Origin of the sequence: Paenibacillus septentrionalis (genome assembly GCF_042659865.1) — a bacterium.
Lineage (GTDB): Bacteria > Bacillota > Bacilli > Paenibacillales > Paenibacillaceae > Pristimantibacillus > Pristimantibacillus septentrionalis.
The window spans coordinates 270,375-287,747 of record NZ_JBHSTE010000002.1; the positions used below are offsets into that span (position 1 = coordinate 270,375).

Consider the following 17,373-nt stretch of genomic DNA (forward strand, 5'->3'; position numbering starts at 1 on the left):
TTATATTCAATAGACCGTTATTCTGCTTAAATCAACTCGTTTTTCTTCTTAAGATTCATATACATAATAGCAGCGAGCACACTGCACAACAGCGCACAAACGCCAATAAACAAGTATCCCGCTTGATAGCCCCGCATAATCGCAAGCTGCGATTCGCCGCCATACATATATTTAACCCCATTAACTATTAACCCTATTACGTAGTTGCCAACAACGGTTCCGAGCCCCATAATCGTTACAATAAACGTAATGACTACATCACTGTCATTGGGGTACCGCTTCGAGATAAACGCCATTACAGTAGGATAGATCGGCGCTACACCCGCTCCTGCAAGTGCAAAAAAGATAGCCCACCCCTCACCGCCTAATACAGCAGCAAACGTACATAGCGCTGCAAACAGCGATACAATAATAATTGAGAGCGTATATCCGATGCGATCGATAATCGGTCCGAGCAGTAGGCGCGCAAGTGAAAACCCGATAAAAAACGAGGATAGCATTGATGCTGCGGATACTGAACTCCATTGATAGCTCTTCTCCAAATAATTGACAAGCCACCCTCCGACTGATAGTTCTGCCACGACACCGAAAGTCAGAATACCAACCAGCAGCCATAAGGAACGGTCACGTGCTAATGCTAACAGCGGCTTACGGTCCTCCTGCTTGATCTCATTCCCTGGGAACTTCCCGAGCAGCGTCGGAATGATCGGTATAAGCGAGAAGCCTAGCACAATCATATACATGAGGCCCCAATCCACTGTAACGCCCATAATCGAAATACTCATTAAGCCCGTTGCTAACAGCGGCGCCACGATCGAGCTTAGTCCATAGAAAAAATGGGCAAGGTTCATCATCGTTCCTGTATTTTTGGTGAAAATTCGAGCTGCCAAAATAGCCAGACCAATTTCAAGCATGCCATTGCCGATATACAATAAAAATGTCGAACCAATAAGCCATGTGTAGTTATAAGAAAACCATATTAATATACCGGAAAGCAGCATGGAAACAAACGAAATGACAGATGTCGCTTTAATCCCAATTTTTCGTACAAGAATAGCGGTAAACGTACATGCAATAAGATAACCTAATGAATTCAGTGAGAGCAGCATACCGATTTGAGCTTCATTCAGATTGAATGACAGCTGCATGCGCGGGATCGCTGGACCTTTAATATTTTCAGAGAGTCCAAACAAAATAAATCCCAAATATACAGTCAGAAGCTGCCAGATGTAATTGCGTCTATTAGATGACATGTTCTTCTCCCTTGTTAGATAATGACCAAATAAACACCGCCGCTGAACAAAGCCAGGCTTAGCTCAGCGGCGGTGTTTATGTATGTTGCTTATATCGTGTTATGAGGTTTGACTTGCGACCTTTCCCAGCAAGTAAACGAGCAGCTGTTGATTATGACTGGAAATCCGATCCAACGATTGCTCAATAATCATTTTTCGAATGGAGGAGCCTCTTACAGCTTCTGCAAACCCCTTTTCGGTAACATGAATCCATACTACACGACGATCTCGCTCGTCACGTTCTCTGGTAATGAGCTCATTTCGTTCCATTCGATCAAGAATCGTAGTAATGGCAGCAGGAGTGGTATTCAAATATTGAATTAAGTCTGAAGGCTTCATTGCCTCCGCTTCCAGTAAAAGCTCTAAAATATGCAACTGTCCTTCTGTTAATGGTGCCAATTCCTGCTCCAGTGTTAATTTCCAATCGCGTGACAGCTTGTTCCACAGCTTAGAAAAATCTTCGGCTACCAATGCTCCACCAACTTTCTGACAAGTTTTATCTACTATCTATTATACTTACCCTTTTTGTCGAAAGAAAGATTAATGCACTTAATAGTTTACGATAAAATATGCTAGTAAGCGGAGCCATCCCCTACAAACCTACACGGTTGCTGCTGCAATTTGTATGATCTTGCAGAAACAAAGCCTGCATGCCATTTATTTTTTATACACATTACCTATATCGCATTAAAAAAGCGAGGATTATTGCCCTCAGAGCAGCAGGTGGATTGCTTTCGCCCCGACCAACTAACTCCCATGACCATTCTCCTCGCAAAGCCTCTTTCTAACGTCGCCTTACATGTATATACAGCTGCCTACGCTTCCGTTTTTGGTTGATGGATGCGCTCCGTAACCGAGAATACGTTCAACAAATTCTCATCCTTTTCAAGCGGGAAGATGCTGCGTCCAACTGATTTGCGTTCCTCAATGCTTGTCTTCTCCGAGTTAATGACGTGCTTGGCTCCCTTATCGGTAAACGCTGCAACCTCAATCGGCTCTCTGCAATAGAACGCGGCGAAGAGTCGTTGTCCATTGCTCCGTACACGTTTTCCTTCCTTGAATTCATATGTCTGAACGCCTTTGCCGCCACGTCCCTGAATTGGGTAATCAAGCAGCAACGTTCGCTTGCCATGACCAGAATCTGACACAACAAGAACCTCGCCCTCATCATTATCTACCCATAATGCAGCAATGACCTCATCATCTTCCTTCAATTGCACCCCTTTTACGCCGCCTGCCGCTCGTCCCATCGTATTTACTTCAGACTCGTAGAAGCGGATGGACATCCCTCCGGCAGTTACTAGCAACAGCTGCTGAGATTGATCGCTCATTGCTACCTCGATTACCTCATCGCCTTTAGCTACCTTGCATGCTGTAATCGCAGTTGAGCGTGTTGTTGCATATTCCTTCAGCTCAGTACGCTTAACTTGTCCACGTTTCGTGACAAATACAAGACTTTGTTCAACATTCCAATCCTTCACTGGAATGACCGCCACAATGCTGTCATCCTTCGGCAGCGGAATGACATTGACAATCGCCGTTCCTGTATCCTTCCATTTGAATTCCGGTATTTGATGGACAGGAAGCAGGAAGTACTGTCCGTTCTTGGTGAACAGCAGCAAATTATCAAGCGTATTGACTGACAGACAGTATGTTATAACATCGCCGTCCTTCACTCCCGAGCTGTCAAGCTCTCCTCCTGAACGCGTATACGACAGCATACTTGTGCGCTTTACATAGCCTTCATGACTTAGCGTCACAAGCACGTCCTCCGCATTAACGAGCACTTCAAGATTCACCTTGAGCTCCTCTACCTCGCTTTGGATTTCGGAGCGACGGTCAATCATATACGCTTCCTTAATATCTAATAGCTCCTTTTCAATAACGGAAAGCAGCTTTTTCTCACTATCGAGAATCGAACGCAAGTATTTGATTTTTTTAAGCGTCTCTGCATGTTCTTTTTCCAGACTCGTAATTTCCAAATTCGTCAAGCGATAAAGCTGTAGCGTAAGAATGGCATCGGCTTGACGATCGCTGAATTGGAATTTGGCAATCAAATTGTCACTTGCATCTGCACGGTTCTTGGATGCCTTGATCGTCGCAATGACATCATCCAGCACATTTAGCGCCTTGACGAGGCCTTCCAGCACATGTGCGCGATCCTCGGCCTTTTCCAGCTCGTACTGCGTACGATGTGTGACAACTTCCTTCTGGTGCTCAACATAAGCAGAAATAATGCCAATAAGTCCAAGCTGCTGTGGTGCTTTGTTGACGATCGCTACCATATTGAAATTATAGGTGACCTGCAAATCTGTTTTTTTCAGCAAATAAGCGAGAATACCGTTTGCATCCGCATCCTTTTTCAGCTCGACCACGATGCGCAGACCATTTCGTCCACTTTCATCGCGAACCTCGGCAATCCCTTCGACCTTTTTCTCAAGTCGGATATTTTCCATCGCAGTGACAAGTCTCGACTTTACAACCTGATACGGAATTTCTGTAATGACAATTTGCTGCTTGCCGCCGCGAAGCGTTTCAATCGCAGTTTTGGATCGAATGTAAATGCGGCCTCTGCCTTTTTCATAAGCATCGCGAATTCCCTCGCCGCCCATAATAATGCCGCCTGTCGGGAAATCAGGTCCTTTCACAATCGTCATCAGCTCATCAAGCGAGATGCTCGGCTTGCGCATGTACGCGATACTCGCATCAATAACTTCTCCCAAATGATGTGGGGGAATTTCTGTTGCAAAACCAGCCGATATCCCGCTTGCTCCGTTTACAAGCAGGTTTGGATAACGCGAAGGCAGCACAACAGGCTCCTTCACCGTATTATCAAAGTTATCCTTGAACAAAACGGTACGCTTCTCAATATCGCGAAGCAATTCCAGCGCGATTTTAGATAATCTCGCTTCCGTATAACGCATTGCCGCTGCTGGATCATCATCCTGCGAGCCCCAGTTTCCATGCCCATCAATAAGTGGATGTCCCATTTTCCATGGCTGTGCCATACGAACCATCCCCTCATAGATCGAGGAGTCGCCGTGAGGGTGATAGTTACCCATTACATCACCGACCGTTTTTGCAGACTTGCGATATGGCTTGTCCGGCGTGTTGCCTGCATCATACATCGCATATAGAATACGGCGTTGAACAGGCTTCAGTCCGTCGCGCACATCGGGAATTGCACGGTCTTGAATAATATATTTGGAATAGCGTCCAAAGCGGTCTCCGACAACCTCTTCAAGATACGCTGGTAAAAATTGCTCTAACGTGTCCATCTAGTTTCGCTCCTTACTCCTCATATTCTGTAAAGTCGACATTTTCGATGATCCAGCGCTTGCGAGGGTCTACCTTATCTCCCATTAGCGTAGATACACGGCGTTCAGCCTTCGCCGCATCATCAATATGCACCTGAAGCAGCGTTCTTGTTTCCGGATTCATCGTCGTTTCCCACAGCTGGTCAGGGTTCATTTCCCCCAAACCTTTATAGCGTTGGAGCTCGTAGCCTTTCATTTCCTTCGTATAGTTTTGCAGCTGCTCATCGGTCCACGCATAACGCACCGTGTTCAGCTTGCCTGATTTCTTCGTAATTTTATATAACGGAGGCTGTGCGATATACACCTTGCCCTCATCAATTAACGGGCGCATATAGCGATAGAAGAATGTGAGCAGCAGCACCTGAATATGCGCACCATCCGTATCAGCATCCGTCATAATGATAATTTTGCTGTAGTTGCTTTCTTCGACTGAAAATTCCGAGCCAACGCCAGCACCAATTGCAGAAATGATAGCGCGATACTCATCATTTTTCATGATCTCTCCCAGCTTGGCCTTCTCAGGATTCATCGGCTTACCTTTTAGCGGTAAAATCGCCTGATGCTTGGAGTCGCGACCTTGCTTGGCAGAGCCTCCTGCCGAATCTCCCTCAACAATAAACAGCTCATTGCGGCTGAAATCCTTCGATTGCGCCGGAGTCAGCTTCCCTCCTAGATTGGAGCTCTCGCTGCGCTTTTTACCAGAACGAATTTCCTCACGCGCCTTGCGAGCGGCTTCTCTAGCCTTAGATGCCTGCAGCGCCTTTTTAAGCAGCGATTGGCTTACTTGAGGATTTTCCTCCAGAAACACATTCATCTGCTCAGCAACGACGGCATCAACTGCGCCACGGGCGGATGAGCTGCCTAGCTGATCCTTCGTCTGCCCGACAAATTCAACCTCAGCCATTTTAATATTTACAACCGCAATCATCCCCTCGCGAAGATCATTGCCGTCCAAGTTTTTATCTTTTTCCTTCAAAATCCCAGCCTTGCGCGCATAATCATTCATAACACGCGTGTAGGCAGCTTTAAATCCCGTTTCATGCGTACCGCCGCCACGGGTAGGAATAGAGTTAACGAACGAAACAATTGTCTCAGTATAGCCATCATTGTATTGCAGCGCGATTTCTACTTCGATCTCTTCTCTCTCACCTGAGAAATGGATCACGTCATGTAGAACGGACTTGCCTTCGTTCAAGTACGCAACGAATTGACTTGCACCGCCCTCATAATGGAACACATCTGTCGAGCCTGTACGCTCATCCTTTAGCGTAACTTTAAGTCCGGAGTTCAGGAAAGCAATTTCCTGCAATCGACTTGCAAGCGTGTCATAGTTAAAGGAGATGCCCTGCTGAAATATGCGAATATCCGGCTTGAACGTAACCTTCGTGCCCGTACGATTCGTATTTCCAACAATATCAAGCCCCGTGACAGGCTCGCCAACATGCTCCTTGCCCTGCTCGTCCACCCAGTATTCAAAGCGCTGCTTATATATTTTTCCTTCACGGAAAATCTCTACTTCCAGGTACTCTGACAGCGCATTCGTAACCGAAGCACCTACACCGTGCAGACCCCCCGATTTTTTATATCCGCCGCCGCCAAACTTGCCGCCAGCATGCAAAATCGTAAACACGACCTGTGGCGTTGGAATGCCTGACTTATGCATGCCTGTAGGGATGCCTCGCCCGTTGTCCTGAATTGTAATTGAACCATTTTTATGTATCGTGACATCAATATTCGAGCAATACTTCGCCAAATGCTCATCTACCGCATTGTCAACAATTTCCCATACTAAATGATGAAGACCGGAATTCCCGGTGCTTCCTATATACATACCAGGGCGCTTTCTTACTGCTGTTAGTCCCTCTAAAATTTGAATGTCATCCGCACTGTATTGTTCTGTTTTTGGCACATCATTAAAAAGATCGATTTGCTCTGCCATGATCTTCCCCCAATCAACAACCAATCATTGTCATATCTTTATGTATTCTAAAGTAAAACCTTCTCTTCGTAAAGCAAGCATATTAACACTATAAACTTAAATGAGTTCATATAGCAAACATAATTCCGTTCAGCATCGTGAACGAAGCGTTCAACAACAGCATTTCTTACTAGCTTGTACGAACATACATTCTAAATCAAACCATTTAAATGCGCAAGTAAAAGGCCTCGTCTTTTTCCTCCACTGCCAAGACGAAGCCTATACCTTATGAACTATCCCTCAATTTGTACTGCCTTATTCATCATGCATATCAGCAATCAGCTATATGCGCTTTTCATTGCCTCTAATATAATCAGATTTGCAGCTCGTGATACGCTTGGAAATTGCGATAATGGAAGAGGATTTTGCCCGCTTCCCAATTCAATAGTAAAGCCCGGTCGTCTCCAGTCCTGAATAAACCAATCCTTATAACCCGCTGTGCTGTTTACATAGCGAATGGCACGATAGCCGCTTGCTTGAGCCATGCGATTGGCATACAGCTCGGACTCTGGCGGTTCAAGGCCCTCAAAGCCCCAATAAATTTCCTCGCCCTGCGTATGAAGCGCAACAACTCGGTTAAAGCTGCGATCTCTTGTCAGTTGAGCCAGTGCTTGCACCTCTGGCTCAGTCAATGGAGCAGTTCCAGAAAAGTCACGCGGGGCGGGAGATTGAGGACCCTTTACAGCATCAACCTCCCATAGCGCAGGAAATTGCTTATTCAAGTCTACACCACGAATATTGGCCTTCCAGCCGCTAAAATCAGTTGAGCCGCCATTTAAGCGCAATACCTCGGAATGGTATGGCTCTTCCCAAGGTGCTCCGTTTAACACCAAATTTACGCCATCAGGATTCACCATCGGCACAAACGACATCGTATTCATCGTATAAAGCGGATAAATATTCTGTCCTTCGAGCGGCTGACTATTGGTGGCAGCCAGCAGGTAATCGTTAATAAACATCATTAATGCACCTGTTGTAATCCACTCGTTAGCGTGAATTGAGGCATTAACATGTACCTCAGATGGTCCATTTCCAACGCGCAGCTCAATAATATCTCTGCCCATTACGCTTTTTCCTATCGTGTGTGCGGTCAAATTCGGATATATCCGGCGCAGCGTCTCAATATCTTGAAGCAGCTGCTCATATGTGTAGTTTTTATTTCCATTGATTACGCGGCTAGTGACACGTCTTGGAAGCACAATCTTTGTTCCAATTTGAAGCTGCTCCGTTTCTAAGGAAGGGTTGCTTTGCAGCAGCAAATGAAGCGGAATATTATTGCGCCGGGCTATTTGCCAAAGCGTATCTCCCGCTACAACCGTATACTCATTCCACGTAAAACCAGGAATATTTATTAGATCGCCTACTTGAAGCGAAGAGCCTAGTGTAGGATTGCTATCCAATATGAGCTGCAGCGGCACATCGAACATTACACTATAGCCCCAAAGCGTATCTCCAGGACGTACAGCTATTTGCATCCTAATCATCCTCTCATACTATTCTCCACTAGACTATGACAGATGCCCAGAAAACGTTCCAGTATGTTGAGAGTGATCGAAATCAAAGCAAAAAGCCGAGGGTTCATCGCTAAGCACCAACTTCAGCTTGTGGCGGAAGGACAAGGTGCACGGGATGCGTTCTCGGCTCATGCTGCATATATGCTTATTTTCTCTTTTCTATATCCTTACTTATATTTGCTCCAATTTGGATCGGATTGCTCCAGCAAATAATTAAAATCATTCTCCAGTCGCTTGCGCTCCGCCCGTTCTGCTTCTGCTTTACGTGCCGCTTCTGCATCCTTGCGGGCTTGCTCTGCCTGCTTGGCAGCTTCACCCTGCTCCTTTAGCTTGGCAAGCGTATCTGCACTCAGTAAATCCTTCAAGCTAGCACCACTAGTAGCAGGTGCTTCCTCTTTTTTGGATTTGAACGACTGCTGCTGCGTTACTTTTTTCTGCTTCTTACCCATGTCATCACCTATTTCACTTCTTGAATTGTTAAGCTTCCTGCTGCGCGGCTTGCCAGGCTTCGTGCTTCCTCTACAGCGTCTGCAGTTGACAGCGCAACCGCCATTCTACGCCCTTGCTTCGTCTCTGGCTTGCCGAATACACGAACCGTCGTGTTGGGAATCGACATCGCTTCTTCCAATCCGCCAATCTGAAAATGCTGAAGCTCGTTCACCGCTTTAAGCGTATGTGTTGCTGCTGGTGTCAGCTGACGAATCGTCGGAATCGGCAGCCCAAGTATAGCCCTTACGTGCAGGGCGAACTGTGACCAATCCTGTGAAGCCATTGTCACCATCCCAGTATCATGCGGCCTTGGCGATACCTCGCTAAACAACACGCCATCCTTCGTCAAAAAGAGCTCTACACCATAGATGCCATATCCGCCAAGCTCATCTGTAATCGTACGTGCAATATGCTGTGCTTCTTCAATTTGCGCCTCAGACATTGCATGAGGCTGCCATGATTCGATATAATCACCGTCTCGCTGAACGTGACCAATCGGGTTGCAGAAGCTTGTCCCAGAGCTGGATCGCACCGTAAGCAACGTGATTTCCGATTCAAACTCGATAAACCCCTCTACGATCACTCGCCCTTTCTGCGTCCGCCCGCCTTCCATAGCATAAGTCCAGCACGCATCTACATCTGCTTCACTGCGGCAAATGCTTTGGCCTTTGCCTGAGGAGCTCATAATCGGCTTGATGACACAAGGAAACCCAAGCGCTACAGCTGCTGCGCGTAGCTCTTCAACGGTATCAGCAAAACGATACGGCGCAGTAGGAAGCTTTAGCTCCTCGGCTGCCAGTCTGCGTATACCCTCGCGATCCATTGTCAGCTTCGCTGCACGAGCCGTAGGAACGACATGATAGCCCTCTGCTTCCAACTCCACGAGCATATCCGTCGCTATCGCTTCAATCTCCGGCACGATATAATCCGGTTTTTCCTGTTCAATAATCGCTCGAATTGAAGCGCCGTCCTGCATATTCGTAACATGATAGCGATGGGCTACCTGCATCGCTGGGGCATGCTCATAGCGATCAACAGCAATCGTTTCTATCCCTAATCGCTGCGCTTCAATGATGACTTCCTTTCCCAGCTCGCCGGAGCCCAGCAACAGCATTTTTTTAGCTTGCTTCGAATAAGGTGCACCATACATAAGAAAAGAACCTCCTTGGAATCATCAACCTGATCGGTCATTGTTCTTCCATTATTGAGGTTCTTTTCTTAAAAATCAACTATAAAAAGCGATATTGTGCCTTAATTAGACCATGATAGACGCCTTGCTTCTCCATTAACTGCTCATGATTGCCCTGCTCAACAATTTGGCCGTGGTCAAGTACGATAATATCGTCTGCATGGCGAATCGTGGACAGGCGGTGAGCGATCATAAACGATGTTCTGCCCTTCAGCAGCACCTTAAGCGCTTCTTGGATCTTCAGCTCGGTGTCGGTATCGATGCTCGCTGTCGCCTCATCGAGAATGAGTATTTTCGGATTGGAGAGCAGCGCTCGTGCAAACGATAACAGCTGACGTTGTCCCATCGACAGCATATTGCCGCGCTCTTCAACTTGCGTATCATAGCCATCCGGCAGACTCATAATAAAGTCATGTGCGTTGACCGCCTTGGCAACCTGCACAATTTCATCATGCGTTGCATCTAGCTTGCCGTAGCGAATATTGTCGCGGATCGTGCCTGAGAAAATAAAGGTATCCTGCATAACAAGACCTACCTGCTTGCGCAAGCTATCGAGCGTAACATCGCGAATATCGATGCCATCAATGAGCACGCTTCCTTGAACCGGATCGTAGAATCTGCACAGCAAATTAATAATCGTACTCTTCCCTGAGCCTGTATGCCCAACAAGCGCGATCGATTGCCCTGCCTTCACATTAATTGAAATATTTTTTAGTGCCGGACGATCAGGCTCATATTCGAAGACGATATTATCAAATGAAACATCCCCGCGAATTTGCGGTAATGGTTTGGCATCCTTTTTCTCCTCTACCGTCGGCTGCTCATCGATAAACTCGAAGATACGCTCGGAGGAAGCCATTGCAATAAGCAGCTGGGAATACAACTGTCCCAAGCGGTTAATCGGTTCCCAGAAATGCGCCATATACGTTGAGTAAGCTACGAGCAAACCAATTGTAAACGCCCCTATAGAAATCAAATGAGAGCCGTACCAGTATAGAATACAGGTACCGAGTGCCGCCGTCACCTCGATAATTGGACCGAAGCTTTGGTTCATTGCAGATGCACGGTTCCATGATTTCAGGTTTGAAGCATTCATTTGCTCGAAAAATGCAATATTGTTTTTCTCTTGAACAAATGCTTGCGTTACCTTCATCCCTTGAATGCTCTCATTCAAGTGGGAGTTGATGCGTGAGTTTTTCATCCGTACTTCCTGCCAAGCAAAACGAATCTTTTTGCGAAGCGAAGTTGAGATGATAAACATAAGCGGTACCGTAATCATTACTGCAAGCCCTAGCTTAAAGTTGATCACCAACAAGATGACGATAATACCCGCGAGCTGGATAATATCCATTAATAGGTTGACTACACCATTGGTGAACAGATCCTGCAAGGCATTAACATCATTCGTCACACGAACGAGCACTGAGCCCGCAGGGCGCTTATCGAAAAAGCGAAAGCTTAACTTCTGAATATGAGTAAATATATGACTGCGAATACTTAGCAGCACCTTTTGCCCAATTATATTCGTATGCTTGATCCGGTATTGCGTTGCAAGCAGCTGAATAATGTACATGCCGAGCATGATTGCCCCTAACAGCCATAGTGTTGAGGTATCACCTGTGCCTGTCTTTTGATTAATAACATTATCAATTGCATAATAGATTAACAATGGAACACCAAGTCTAGTCAGCGTACCGATCATCATCATAATCAATACAGGAATAAGCTCGCGATTATGAGGCTTCATGTACGTATACAGTCTGCGCATTTGCTGCCAGTTAAAGCTTTTTTCAATTACATCGTCATCCGTATAGACAAAACGGTCGCGTTTAACCGCTTCATTCGCTGTTGCTTTAGTAGCCAAGACCTCTCACCTCCTATTCCCGATTGCCCGCAGCAAGCTCTAGCTCGCCTGGGAAATCCGCATATTGAATTTGATATGTTTCACGGTATGGCCCAGGCTGCTGAACTAGCTGCTCATGGGTTCCTCGTTGTACAATGTTGCCTTCATCGAGCACAATGATTTCATCTGCAAAACGAAGCGATGAGATGCGATGCGCAATAATGAAGGTCGTTCTGCCTGCCATCAATTCCTTAAAGCCGGCTTGAATTTCATGCTCTGTTTCCATATCGACGGCGCTTGTCGCATCGTCGAGAATAAGAATTTTCGGATTTTTAATAAATGCGCGTGCAATCGCAATCCGCTGCTTCTGACCGCCTGACAAGCCCATTCCGCGTTCGCCGACAACAGTGTCGTAGCCTAATGGAAGCTCCATAATAAAGTCATGTGCTTTTGCAAGCCTTGCAGCGTTTTCAATCTGCTCCTGAGTAACTCCCGCTATCCCATACGCAATATTGTCGCGAATGGTAGCCGAGAACAGGAAGGTCTCCTGGAATACCGGCGAGATGATCGAGCGCAGACTATGCACATCCAGCTGCTTGATGTTGATTCCGTCCACGGTAATCGAACCTTGCTTCACGTCATAAGCACGCATTAGCAATTGAATAATTGTCGATTTCCCCGCTCCAGTTGGTCCAAGCAAACCAATAACCGTACCCGCAGGGGCGTTAATTGTAATATCTGTTAATGCCGGCTTCTTATCAGGGTAATTGAACGTTACATGATGGAAGTAAACATCGCCTTTTGCTGTATGCGGATTAATTGTAATTGCACCAGTCTCGTTTTTCACATGAATAGGTTCATTCAACAGTGTTAACACGCGTTCACTAGAAGCTTTAAACTGCGTATAGTTGTTGATATGGAAGCCTAGTCCCCATAATGGACCGATAATGTACCAGATCAAGCTGAAAAACGCTACAAAGTTACCAAGTGAAAGGTCCTGGTTGATAACGAGAGTTCCACCTACTACGAACAGTACAATAACACAAAGGTTCGCAGCAGTTTCCATCGCCGGGAAATACTTCGCCCATTTGGCAGAAGCCTCGATCTGGTTGCTGCGGAATTGCTCGCTTCGCTCTAAAAACTTATTCACCTCATAGTCTTCTTGCGCATATGATTTAACGGTACGAACGCCTGTTATATTTTCTTGTACGGCAGTCGTCAGGTTACTCATTGCCTTGCGCATTTCCCGGAATATCGGGTGTATCTGACCTTCGAAGCGAAAGGCTAGAAACAGAAGCAGTGGAATGGGCAGCAACGTAATGAGAGTCAGCTTCCAGTTCATCACAATCATCGCTGTGCCACCGAGAACAACCATGAAAAGTACATTGAGCAGCTGTGCAAAGCCGAAGCCGACAAAGTTTCGAATCGCTTCCAAATCAGCCGTTAAGCGAGACATCAAATCACCTGTCTTAGCTTTGTCATAATACTGAAACGATAGCGCATTCAATTTTTCATAGAGTGTGTTTCTCATCCGTGTTGCTACCCGGTTTCCTAACCTGCCTCCACAAAAACCGTGAAGAAACTGATTAAGTGCTTTTAAGCTTACGACCCCTACAACTGCTAGTGCAATAGGTGCTACTAGTTCGTAATTTCCAGGATCAATGATGTCATCAATCAAATAACTTACTAGGTAAGGCTGAATCAGTCCAATTCCAGTTGCAAGCACAAGAAAAAGTATTGCACCGACAATTAACTTTTTCTCAGACGCATAGAATTGTTTCAGCTGCCTAAGTATTTCCAAAACGGTCACTCCTCACTTATTTTAGATATGAAGAATCTTATCAACTCGCATGTTGTAGAGCAAACATCAATAATTAGGATATCTTACATTTTGTGCGGTTATTGTGGCAAAACAAGAAACAATCATATGCTTTACTCTCAAATGATGGCATTCCTTCGGTTTTATGTTAAAAATCCTCCATTTTTGCATATAATCACACAAAATCATAAAAAAAAGCTTTCACTTTTCGATATTGAAAAGTGAAAGCTTCATCACGAACATAGATCAGTTACCCTACAGGTTAACGTAATTTTCAAGCTGCTCCATTTTACTACATACAACCTCCAGCTTGCTGACATACGATTCATCCTCAAGCAGCCTCAACTGCTGCTTGCCGTACTGACGCATGCCTTGCTCCGCACGATCCAGCTGCTGACTCAGCACCTGCAGCCATTGCTGCTCATAGTGCTCTTGCCATTGCGCTTGAACCTGCTTCATCCACTGCTCCATGCTCGGGAAAATAATCGCCTCCAGCTCTTTTCTGAGCTTTGCCTTTCCATCTCCCTCGAAAAATTGCTTAGGAGATTTGATACGACTGCTCAGCCATTTTAAGGAGACGGTCCCCTCATGCCAATCCTCCGGCTGCACAGGCTGCTCACAGCTTGCGGATAGCTTACCCGGCTTCTCGTAGCCCGCTAAACGCTTGGCGGCCTGTTCGGCGTAGCTATCAAGCTGCTTATGAACAGCCAGATCTACCGCACGTTCTACACGCATCGTCGTCGCAAGCAGCTCCTGTTGCAGCTCAAGCGACAGCGAACGTTGAAGCTCCAGCCAGGCAGTCCACACAGCCTGCGAGATAGAGCGGCCATCATCCTTCAATACAGCAGGGTTAAAGGCATAATTGTAGAAATCGCCAAAACGGAATGAAAGACGCTGGACGATATAGTACATCAGTTCTTCAATTTCCTGTTTAATATTCATAGGAAGCTTTTGTTTGGCTTCGGCTTCCTTCCAATCAGCAAGCTCGGTTAAGCTGCTGTGAATGCTCTCGATCTGCTGCTGTGCATGCAGCTTGGCCGTTCGTGCACTAGAAAGCAGATTGCCAACGACAGAAACTGCTCGCTTTTGTTCAAGCTGCGCTGCGTTAATGGCCATTGCGCCAAGCTCATGATGAATAAAGGAGTGGAACGCCTGTTCAAAACGTGTAATGCCCGCGGCCTCCATAACATCTGGATCGCCAGCAAGCTTACCTTCCAGCGCATGCAAGCTGGATACCGGGAACATACGAGGCGACATGATGCCATGTCGATTCAAATTCTGTTCAACATGGTTCATCACGGCTTGTAGCTCCTCACCACTTGAAGCCAAATCAGCTGCATTCACAATAAAGAACATTTTGTCGAGCTCAAACTGATCCTTCACACGACCAAGCTGATCTAAAAACTGACTGTCAGCATGTGAGAAGGCATGATTATAATAGGTAACAAAAAGAATTGCATCCGTGCTTTTTATATAGTTAAACGCTACACCTGTATGACGCGCATTAACGGAATCTGCGCCAGGTGTATCAACAAGTATAATGCCAGCCTTCGTTAACGGACAATCATAATAAAACTTGATTTCTGCAACAAAGCAGGAACGCTGCTCCTCTGCGACATAAGCCTGATACAGATTGCGATCGACCTCACGCTGCTTGCCCAGCCATGCAGCCTGCTCCTCCCAGCCTTCACGCGCTGCTTTTACGAAGCTGTAATGCGCTCTGCCTCCATTATGAATGCTTTCAGGAGCGAGCGAGTCAATCAGCTTGAACAGGTAGCTCTCGCTTTGCTTCTGCTCGTGCGACAGCTCATAGCCTAACAATTTCAAAGAATAAGCAATATCGTCAAGCATCAGCTCGTGTGACTTCATATAGATCGTAGCTGTATCGTGCCGATGCTGCTCGTCTGGCGGCAGCAAACTGTTTATCGCAGCTGTCGTCGGATTAGGACTAACAGGCAGTACACGTTCGCCGATCAGGGCATTGGCTAGCGAGGATTTACCTGCACTGAATGCGCCGAAAAGAGAAATCGTATACGTGCGGTTCGCCAAGCGCGAAGCCTTCATAAGAAGCTCCTCTGTCAGCTGCTCCATTCCCTCCAGCTCGGCGAGCAATGATGCACTTTGCTTCAGTGTAGCCGACAAAGCCTCTGCTTCCGCTTCGGCAGCATCCGCTCCTGCTATGCTGCCTTGTGCAGATGACGGCTTTTGCTCTGCCTGCGACTGAGAAGCAACAGCGCTAAGATTAATGACCTCTTGTTGCTCAACAAAACTAATATGATTATCCGGCTCGCTTTCTACATGTACAACCTGTGGCAGTTGAGGCATCGTCTGCTTCGGCAGCAGCTGTTTCTCCAGCTGTTCCCTGTACTGACGTTCTTGTTCCAGCATTGACCAGTACTGCTCTGCAAGCTGAAGCTTGTCAGCGTTATTGAGCTTTTCTGCCTGAAGCTGTTCAAGCTTGCCTTCCATTTGCCCACGATAATGAATGCTTAAGCGGTCGACAACCGATAGTCCAGCTCTGCGATAGTTTGCTTTTATCGATGCAGCCAGATCCTTGCAATACGTCACCGTATACGCATTGTCAAATACTGCACCAGCATGTATGACATCAAGCAGAAGCTGCTCGGTTGGAACTGCTTGATCCAATCCCCTCAGATCATCCTCTAGCTGCTGACGATCATACGCGATCCCCTCTGCTGCTTGTCTTAGCAGCGTCTGCATATGCCATAGTATATTCGCTTCTGTCAGCTTCACAAGCTCGCTGAAGAACGTCTGCAGTCTCTCAGCTTGAACAGCCGCTGTTTTTTGTTTCGACGCAAGCAGCCCCGCTCGAAAGCCTGGCTTACGGCTAGCTAAAAATTCATGTGCAACATCACGCAATGCGGCAGGCGTAATATTCGCATTATCTAGCAGGCTCTCAATCTCCTTGCGCAAATGAACAGAAAACTGCTCCATATCCTCCTGAAGCTTTTTCAGTCCTTGCTTGGCTTCTCGATCTGCTTTTTCCAATCCTTCAAGTGCTTCCTCGCCACCAATTTGCGCAAGCAGCCCCTGCTTGGCAGGCTCCGTCGCTTGCTCACGATCCGATATGTATTCGCCAGTGACATAAGACAGCGAGCTATACACACTATAAGACGTCAACTGCTCTTGCTTAGCCTGAAGCTCATCCATAAGTCGAAGCAGACTGTCCCATTGATGATAAGGATGCTGAGGGCTCCTCAGCGACAAATAAAGAATGCCTGCTGGCTCCAGATGCCACGCCTGGAAGCTTTCTGCTACGCTTTGCTGATAGCTCTCAAAGCTTAGCTCTTCCTCTCGATGCTTATCGATTTGATTAACAATAAAATATAATGGCTTTCCCCATTCACGAAGCTCCTTCGCAAATGTGAAATTAATTTCTGACTGAACATGGTTGTAATCCATCACATAAAACACGACATCTGCCATATGAAGCGCTGATTCAGTGGCCAGCTTATGCGCAGCATCTGTTGAATCAATGCCTGGGGTATCAAGCACCACAATTCCTTTTTTCAGCAAATCACTAGGATATTCAATATGTACGGATACATACGTTTCTCCATCCTTGCAATACGCTGCCAATTGATCGATTTCGACCTCATCGTAACGCACTTCTCCATTTGCAGACACCTTTACTTTTGCCTTACTCTGCTCGCCGTACGCAATCGTAACGACATTTGCACTTGTCGGTATCGGACTGGATGGCAGCAGCTTTGCGCCACAAAGCGTATTTAGTAGAGTAGATTTCCCGGCTGAAAAATGTCCACATAAAGCAATAGTAAGCCGACCCGCAGTCAGCTTACTATTGAGCTCATCTACTTTTTGAGCATGAATGTGATCGTTATGTGAGGACATTTCACTTGAGAGCTTCGATAATGTCTCTAGCAAATTGTCAGTCACCATGTACGTCATTC

10 protein-coding genes are annotated in these 17,373 nt (G+C 46.4%); all 10 read right to left on the reverse strand.

What is annotated here, in order from left to right; translation table 11 throughout:
• Positions 1 to 26: 26 nt before the first annotated feature.
• Positions 27 to 1,253 (reverse strand): MFS transporter, encoded by a 1,227-nt coding sequence (locus tag ACFP56_RS06190; protein WP_379232325.1) that lies wholly within the window; start codon positions 1,251 to 1,253, stop codon positions 27 to 29.
• Between the two features lie 99 nt (positions 1,254 to 1,352).
• On the reverse strand, positions 1,353 to 1,763 hold the full coding sequence (locus ACFP56_RS06195) for a MarR family winged helix-turn-helix transcriptional regulator (protein WP_379232327.1): 411 nt from the start codon (positions 1,761 to 1,763) through the stop codon (positions 1,353 to 1,355).
• A gap of 344 nt (positions 1,764 to 2,107) precedes the next feature.
• Entirely contained in the window at positions 2,108 to 4,570 is a 2,463-nt protein-coding gene (gene gyrA / locus ACFP56_RS06200) for a DNA gyrase subunit A (RefSeq protein WP_379232330.1), read from the reverse strand.
• A 13-nt stretch (positions 4,571 to 4,583) separates the two neighbouring features.
• Positions 4,584 to 6,548: a DNA topoisomerase IV subunit B gene (gene parE, locus ACFP56_RS06205; protein ID WP_379232332.1), complete on the reverse strand. Its 1,965-nt coding sequence runs from the start codon at positions 6,546 to 6,548 to the stop codon at positions 4,584 to 4,586.
• A gap of 317 nt (positions 6,549 to 6,865) precedes the next feature.
• A complete protein-coding gene (locus tag ACFP56_RS06210; protein ID WP_379232334.1) occupies positions 6,866 to 8,062 on the reverse strand; it encodes a M14 family metallopeptidase in 1,197 nt (398 codons plus the stop codon).
• Between the two features lie 206 nt (positions 8,063 to 8,268).
• Entirely contained in the window at positions 8,269 to 8,550 is a 282-nt protein-coding gene (locus ACFP56_RS06215) for a YqkE family protein (protein WP_379232336.1), read from the reverse strand.
• Between the two features lie 8 nt (positions 8,551 to 8,558).
• The gene (purT, locus tag ACFP56_RS06220; protein WP_379232338.1) at positions 8,559 to 9,740 is read right to left on the reverse strand and encodes a formate-dependent phosphoribosylglycinamide formyltransferase; all 1,182 of its coding nucleotides are present in this window, start codon (positions 9,738 to 9,740) and stop codon (positions 8,559 to 8,561) included.
• Between the two features lie 79 nt (positions 9,741 to 9,819).
• A complete protein-coding gene (locus ACFP56_RS06225) occupies positions 9,820 to 11,643 on the reverse strand; it encodes an ABC transporter ATP-binding protein (RefSeq protein ID WP_379232341.1) in 1,824 nt (607 codons plus the stop codon).
• Between the two features lie 13 nt (positions 11,644 to 11,656).
• On the reverse strand, positions 11,657 to 13,423 hold the full coding sequence (locus tag ACFP56_RS06230; protein ID WP_379232343.1) for an ABC transporter ATP-binding protein: 1,767 nt from the start codon (positions 13,421 to 13,423) through the stop codon (positions 11,657 to 11,659).
• Between the two features lie 273 nt (positions 13,424 to 13,696).
• Entirely contained in the window at positions 13,697 to 17,362 is a 3,666-nt protein-coding gene (locus tag ACFP56_RS06235; RefSeq protein ID WP_379232345.1) for a dynamin family protein, read from the reverse strand.
• Positions 17,363 to 17,373: the final 11 nt, after the last annotated feature.

Bases quoted from the DNA above. Each gene is read 5' to 3' on its own strand.
- ACFP56_RS06190 (WP_379232325.1), bottom strand. From the start codon at position 1,253: ATGTCATCTAATAGACGCAATTACATCTGGCAGCTTCTGACTGTATAT.
- gyrA (WP_379232330.1), bottom strand. From the start codon at position 4,570: ATGGACACGTTAGAGCAATTTTTACCAGCGTATCTTGAAGAGGTTGTC.
- parE (WP_379232332.1), bottom strand. From the start codon at position 6,548: ATGGCAGAGCAAATCGATCTTTTTAATGATGTGCCAAAAACAGAACAA.
- ACFP56_RS06210 (WP_379232334.1), bottom strand. From the start codon at position 8,062: ATGCAAATAGCTGTACGTCCTGGAGATACGCTTTGGGGCTATAGTGTA.
- ACFP56_RS06215 (WP_379232336.1), bottom strand. From the start codon at position 8,550: ATGGGTAAGAAGCAGAAAAAAGTAACGCAGCAGCAGTCGTTCAAATCC.
- purT (WP_379232338.1), bottom strand. From the start codon at position 9,740: ATGTATGGTGCACCTTATTCGAAGCAAGCTAAAAAAATGCTGTTGCTG.
- ACFP56_RS06235 (WP_379232345.1), bottom strand. From the start codon at position 17,362: ATGGTGACTGACAATTTGCTAGAGACATTATCGAAGCTCTCAAGTGAA.